5 protein-coding genes and 1 pseudogene are annotated in these 6,524 nt (G+C 23.1%); 3 read left to right on the top strand and 3 right to left on the bottom strand.

Annotated features, from left to right (window positions below):
* On the bottom strand, positions 1 to 1,002 hold a 1,002-nt coding region (gene nhaA, locus Q5F54_RS09285), incomplete at its 3' end, for a Na+/H+ antiporter NhaA (protein WP_302334294.1).
* A 528-nt stretch (positions 1,003 to 1,530) separates the two neighbouring features.
* Here nhaA and Q5F54_RS09280 point away from each other — a divergent pair.
* Positions 1,531 to 1,740: pseudogene (locus tag Q5F54_RS09280) on the top strand (transposase); the annotation flags it as partial.
* Positions 1,741 to 1,924: 184 nt separating this feature from the next.
* Here Q5F54_RS09280 and Q5F54_RS09275 read toward each other — a convergent pair.
* On the bottom strand, positions 1,925 to 2,452 hold the full coding sequence (locus Q5F54_RS09275; protein ID WP_281538712.1) for a hypothetical protein: 528 nt from the start codon (positions 2,450 to 2,452) through the stop codon (positions 1,925 to 1,927).
* Between the two features lie 405 nt (positions 2,453 to 2,857).
* Between Q5F54_RS09275 and Q5F54_RS09270 the strand changes: the two genes are divergently transcribed.
* Positions 2,858 to 3,283, top strand: coding sequence for a hypothetical protein (locus Q5F54_RS09270; RefSeq protein WP_302169436.1), 426 nt, complete (start codon positions 2,858 to 2,860; stop codon positions 3,281 to 3,283).
* Positions 3,284 to 3,346: 63 nt separating this feature from the next.
* On the opposite strand, the gene Q5F54_RS09265 is transcribed toward Q5F54_RS09270, so the two are convergent.
* The gene (locus Q5F54_RS09265; RefSeq protein WP_302334293.1) at positions 3,347 to 4,255 is read right to left on the bottom strand and encodes a DNA-processing protein DprA; all 909 of its coding nucleotides are present in this window, start codon (positions 4,253 to 4,255) and stop codon (positions 3,347 to 3,349) included.
* Positions 4,256 to 4,693: 438 nt separating this feature from the next.
* Between Q5F54_RS09265 and Q5F54_RS09260 the strand changes: the two genes are divergently transcribed.
* The coding region (locus Q5F54_RS09260) for an SNF2 helicase associated domain-containing protein (protein WP_302334292.1) at positions 4,694 to 6,524 on the top strand (1,831 nt) is incomplete at its 3' end.

Here is a 6,524-nt window from a genome sequence, read left to right as displayed (position 1 = left end):
TATTGCAACTTGAAGAAGAGATGACCATGTAGTATCTTTGGGTTTTTCTATTAAGTGTAATTTTACTCCTATATAACTAAACAGCATTATTCCAAGTGGTTTTCCTATTATAAGACCACCCATTATACCTTTTATAAGTGTTTTAAGTTCCGAGTAATTTACGTTTGCTGATAAATTTATTCCAGTATTTGAAAATGCAAATAACGGAAGTATTAAATAATTGCATAATGGTGATAAATTGTCATTTACATTCTCTAATACACTTTTATCACTATTATCACTATTTGCTGGTAAACACATTGCTAATAATACACCACTTATTGTTGAGTGTATCTTGCTTATATAAACAAAAAACCAAAGTGCTATTCCTACAACCATATATGGCATTGCTTTTTTTACTTTTAATATTTTGTTCATATAAATCAAGATACACATTACACCTATAGCACCTATTATTCCTACTAAATTTATATCTGAAGAATATGCTATACCTATAACTAATATGGATATTAAATCATCAACCACTGCAAGAGATAGTAAAAATACTTTTAAACTAGGATCTAATTTATTTTTTAATACCATAAATACTCCTACTGCAAAAGCTATATCAGTAGATATTGGTATTCCTATACCATTAGAAAATCTTGTATTATAATTTGACATTAGAAATATGATTGCTGGTAATGCTACTCCACCACATGCTGCTATAACTGGAAATGCAGCTTTTTTTACACTCGATAAATGACCATGTAATATTTCATATTTTATCTCACACCCTACTACTAAGAAAAATATTGCCATTAAAAAATCATTTATTAGTAGATGTAAATTAAATTCACCAAATATTTTAATATCATTAAATACATAATGATATTCTTCTCTTAAACCTGTATTTGACATTATTAAAGCTAATATTGTAGCACTTACTAATAATATACTTGTTAATATTTCTGGATTAACTTGCTTTAATCTTCTCCCTGTAACCTTTCCTTCTAACTTCATCTCAATATCCTCCATTCGTTTTATGTTCCTAATATATTATTGTTAATTTTACATATATTAGCAACTTTTTGGATGAAGTCATACAGTATATAAACTAACTTTTTTTTAATTTTAGTTTATTAAAGTTTTATTCGTATCAAAATTTTAATGAAATAAGTATATAAATTTATCTTGAAATCATTTTCCTTTTTATTTTTGAAAAAGTTTTTGTTTCTTGTATACATAAAATATATTAATAAGTTAAATTAATTACTATATACCTTTAATATTTAATAAAAAATAGACTCTAATGGATTATCAAGAGTCTATTTTAATAAATTTTTGTATTCTTAAATTAGCACTACTTATTTATAGTGATTATAGGCAATAATTGAATTAATATACTTTCTTAACAACAAAAAAGCTAACTTAAAAATATGTAAGTTAGCTTTTTTATATTATATAGCATTAATTTCTTCTAATTTATCTTCTGTTTTTTCATAACTTCTAAATTCTTTAAATATTACTATAGCTGTTAAAATTGATGATATTGTAATGGATAATGCAACATTTCATTGTAAGAGTAGATTATACGAATTATGTAAAAATGCTAATAAAAATCTAAAACTAATATTTTTACCACCATATTCTCCAAATTTAAATCCTATAGAAAAGTATTGGGCAACATTAAAGAAAAATTTGAAAAAAATAACTAAAAATAACAAGAGCCTTGAAGAATCTATTTACGAACTTTTTTAAGTTCGACTACTATAATTATAAAATAATTTATTTATTTTTATAAACATATATCAGTATTTTTCTATACTATTCTTTAATTATATCTTAGAAAATAATATTACTTTTAAAACCACGCACATAAACATAGCTACCTTAAGTTATAATGTTTATAACTTAAGATAGCTTTTTAACTTTGACTTTTAATTTATCTAAAATCATTTATATTATTTTCTAAGTTTATATATTTAAGTATATTTGGAAGAGGTAATTGTCTAGTTTCTATTCCTTTACCAAAGCCTTCAAAGGCTTCTTTTGTTTCTTTATTATATGTGTTAACTATTCCATCTTCTAATTCAGATAATCCTTTGTATATGTAATCTTTTATATCATCTATAGATTTTAAATTAGCTATTTCTTCGCCTCTTAAAACATGTCTAAATATTTCAAAACCTTCACCTTTTGATCCCCATATGTATATTTTAAACATGACTAAAGTCATATCTAAATATAATCCACCACTTATCGAGTTCATATGGTTTATATCTTCATATAGATGTTGGTTAAAATCTATAAACCCAGCCCCTGCTATTTCATAGTTTTTACTTTCTTCACATACTATATTATTTTTTACTATATTATTATGAAAATCTTCATACCCATTGCTGTTTATAAGTATTTCTGCTAATTGGTTAGTTTGTACAAAAACTTTTTCTTTAGTTATTAATCTGTCCATATTTATCTCCTTTAGAATTATATATTAATCTGTTGGTTAGTTAAAACTATTTTCCTAACTCATAACTTTCTGGTAATTTTTAACCTTTGCTTTTTAAATATTCTACTTAATTTAGACTGATATAACCTATCATCAATATTTATTTCGGAAAGCTTATAATATCTTATGACTTCCCATTACATAAAGAACTAAATATAAAAATAGCTGTAATGAATAAAATATTATTAGTTTTAAATATTTTTGTCTAATCATATATGTATTACTAGAATTAGGTATCCACATTCATATTTATTATTATTATATATTTACAGTAATTTTATCATAAAACTTCATTTTGTAAAATATCTATAAGTAGTTAGTAAGTTTATTGTAAAAATATAACTAATATATTTCGGAGGTAAATAAATGTGTTTACAAATGCAAAGTACTTTAAATAATATAATAGATAAAGACCAACCTATTATATTTAATAAATGTATAATAGATACTAATCCAAGTATAACTTATAACTACAGTACGGGTCATTTTACTATAAATTCTAATGGTATTTACTATATAAGATGGTGGGCTAATATACATACTTGTAATGATAGTGATTATGTCTCCCTTTCTATTAAATCTTGTAAAGGACATAATATAGAAAGTTGTACTACTAAAAAAGAACAACTTTGCGGAGATGCAATTGTATCTGTTTATGATTCACATTTAAATTTTTCCTTAACTAATAATTCAAATTCAAGTGTAGGTCTATGTCCTTATACTAATATAAAAGCTAATCTATCTATATTTAAGATATCTAAATCTTATATTAAAAATGATAGTCTATTGTAAAAATCTATTTGTCTATAGATATTTAATTATATTTGTCAATAAAAAAAGAGATATTTAAATTTTTTAAATATCTCCTTTTTTATTTTCTAATCTATCTTTAACTTTTTCTAGTTGATATTTTATTTTAGGCATATCTTCTTTACCATTTATAGATATAGCCTTATCATTTTCTAAAAGAAATTTATTACCACTTTTATTAATATTAAAACAAGCTAACACTCTTTCTTGTTCTAATGTAAAGTGTGCAGTATGCATAGTACCAGATTTAATATTTGCCTCTATTACTATAGTTCCCAAACTAAGACCACTTTCTATTCTATCTCTTTCTATAAAATTATTTTTAAATGAAGTAAATCCTATTGGGTATTCACTTAACAAACAACCGTTATTTTCTATTATTCTTTCTGCTAATTCTCTATTTTGAATTGGATACATTGTATCTAATCCACTAGATAATACCCCTACTGTCATACCATTAGCATCTAGGCATCCCTTATGAGCATAGGTGTCACAACCCATAGCTAAACCACTTACTATTGAATAATTTTCTTTTGCAAATAAGTATGCCATTTCATATGCATTTTTTTGACCTTCTTTACTAGCTTCTCGACTCCCTATTATAGCTAAAGTATTTTCATTTATTATTGCATTATAGTTTCCTTTATAAAATAATACTTGAGGAGCATTTTCTATAAGTTTTAATTTTTTAGGGAAATCTTTATGTAATATATCTATAGTTTCAATGTTTTGTTTCTTTGATAAACTTACTATTTTTTCAACCCTTTCATAAGCTAATTTAACTTCTTCTAAAGTCGGTACTTTTATTCTCTTATTATCATTTTTAATATCTATAAATATATCTATTATATCATTTTCATTTTTAGGAATTTCTTGCATGTATTTTATAAAATAACCAACACTTTTCTTTCCTACTTTTGGTATAGATAGTAAAGTTAATATTATATTTTTCATATGACATTTCTCCTTATAATATAAGGTTTCCCAATTACAATTACTTTATGAGAAAATATATTTAAATTAACTCGTTGTGCTAATTAAATATATTTACTAGAAATATTAGATTCTAGCAAGCTAAATTTTGATAATAAAAAGTTTATATAGCAATTTCAATATGTATCATAAGATAATTAGTACAAAAGATTTAAGATATTTTTATAAGATTCTATTAAACCTAAATAATAATTTGTGATAATAAACTTTATAAGACTTTTTATATTAGTAAGTATATTTTTTATTGAATTTATAATATATATGTACCTTTATATAGTTTATTTTATAATAAAATTTATCACTATAAATTAAATGTAAATCAAAATTATAATATTTTTGTGTCATTGTGTTAATTTTAGACTATAATATTTTATATACAACAGAGAGTAAGGTGATATTTTGGACTTTAATAATATACAAAATTTAGTTATGAATAATACTGTACCCTCTAGATGGAATAGAGGGATTAAGTATTTTAATAGAAAACTAGTAGACCATATAACAGTAAATATAAATGATGGTATAGTTACTTTTGATGCAATAGCTGAATCTGAGTTTTTTAATGATGTTTATACCACATCAATTTCTATAGATACAATAAATAATAAAATACTTGGTTGTAGTTGTACTTGTGAGGACTATCTTTCAAGACATAATCAAAGCAATATATTTATTTGTAAACATATTGCTGCAACTAGTATAACTGGAATTAGACAACTAAAAAAGGAAGCTTCTTTAAAAGTAGTAAATAATGTATTAAATAAAAATAATAATTCAAATGTTTATAATACTCCTACTACACCTAATAAAAAACTTCTATCTTATTTTAATAATGATAAAAAAGAAAAGGTTAATTTAGAGGTAAATATAGATATAAGTGATAATGGTGTATTTGCAGATTTTAAAATAGGAACCGATAAAATGTATGTCCTTAAAAGTTTAAAGGACTTTTCATTCGCTAGAATTAATAATGATTTATTAGAATATGGAAAAAACTTCATATACAATCCTAATATTCATTACTTTGAAGGTGTAGATGAAGAGTTAGTTGATATAATAGAAGACTTTGGACGTAAAAATACTATGGCTTTAAATAGTTTTAACGCTAAATTTTTAGATGTTGGAAGTAGTGGATTAAAAAGATTTTTAAAAACCTTGGGAGATAAAGAATTTACACTTACTTATAATAAGGAAATTTACCTTCCTAAAGTTGTAAATGAAAAATTACCTATAAATCTAGATTTAGAAAAATGTGATGAAAATATAGAACTAAAATGCAATAATAATTTACCTATGCCCCTTACTCATAAAGGGGATGTTGTTTTGTATGATGAGAATATATATTTATTATCTAATGAAGATGCTAGAAATTATAAAACACTTTATTCTATATTAAAAGATCACAATAATATAGAATTTACCAAAGAGGAAATAGATCCTCTTTTAACTAATTTAGTTCCTAAAGTTAAAAGTTTTTCTAAAAATATAAATATTGATAATGAAATAAAAGATAATATAGTAAGTGATTTTAATACTAAATTTTACTTTGACTTGAAAAATAGTAATATAGTATGCGAACTTAAATTTGAGTATGATGATGAAAATAAAACAAAATATGTTGTTAGAAATTTAGAAAAAGAAAAAATATTTAAAGATAAACTTTTATCTCTTAACTTTATAAATAATGATTCATACTATGTATTTGATGGCAATGATGAAGAATTATTTAACTTTTTAGATATAGAGATAGTGAACCTTAAAAGTTTAGGTGATGTCTATTATTCTGATAAATTTAAAAATAGAAAAATTATAAAATCAACTTCTATTCATGCATCTATAAGAGATAGTTTAGATGGTTATTTGAATTTTTCATTTAATATTGACGATATAAATCAAAATGAATATAAAGATATGTTCCTTGCCTTTAAAGAAAAAAAGAGATTTTACAAATTAAAAAATGGAAGTTTCTTAGATTTAGAAGATAGTGAAACTAAGGATTTATTTGAGCTTGTTGAAAACTTAAATGTATCAAGCTTTGATGACTCTAAAGTTCATTTTAGTAAGGCTTTATATATTAATGATATGTTTAAAAGTAAAAATTTAAACTTTATAGAAGGTAAGCAATTTGTTAATCGTATTTGTGATGACTTTGATAATATAGAAAACTTAGATTTAAGTATCCCTAAAAATTTAAAAGCTAATCTTCGTGATTACCAAGTAGCAGGTCTTA

Origin of the sequence: uncultured Romboutsia sp. (assembly GCF_958366745.1) — a bacterium.
In the GTDB taxonomy this organism is placed as follows: Bacteria; Bacillota; Clostridia; order Peptostreptococcales; family Peptostreptococcaceae; genus Romboutsia; species Romboutsia timonensis.
Note: the sequence above shows the minus strand (reverse complement) of the source record. Positions and strands in the feature narration are given on the sequence as shown.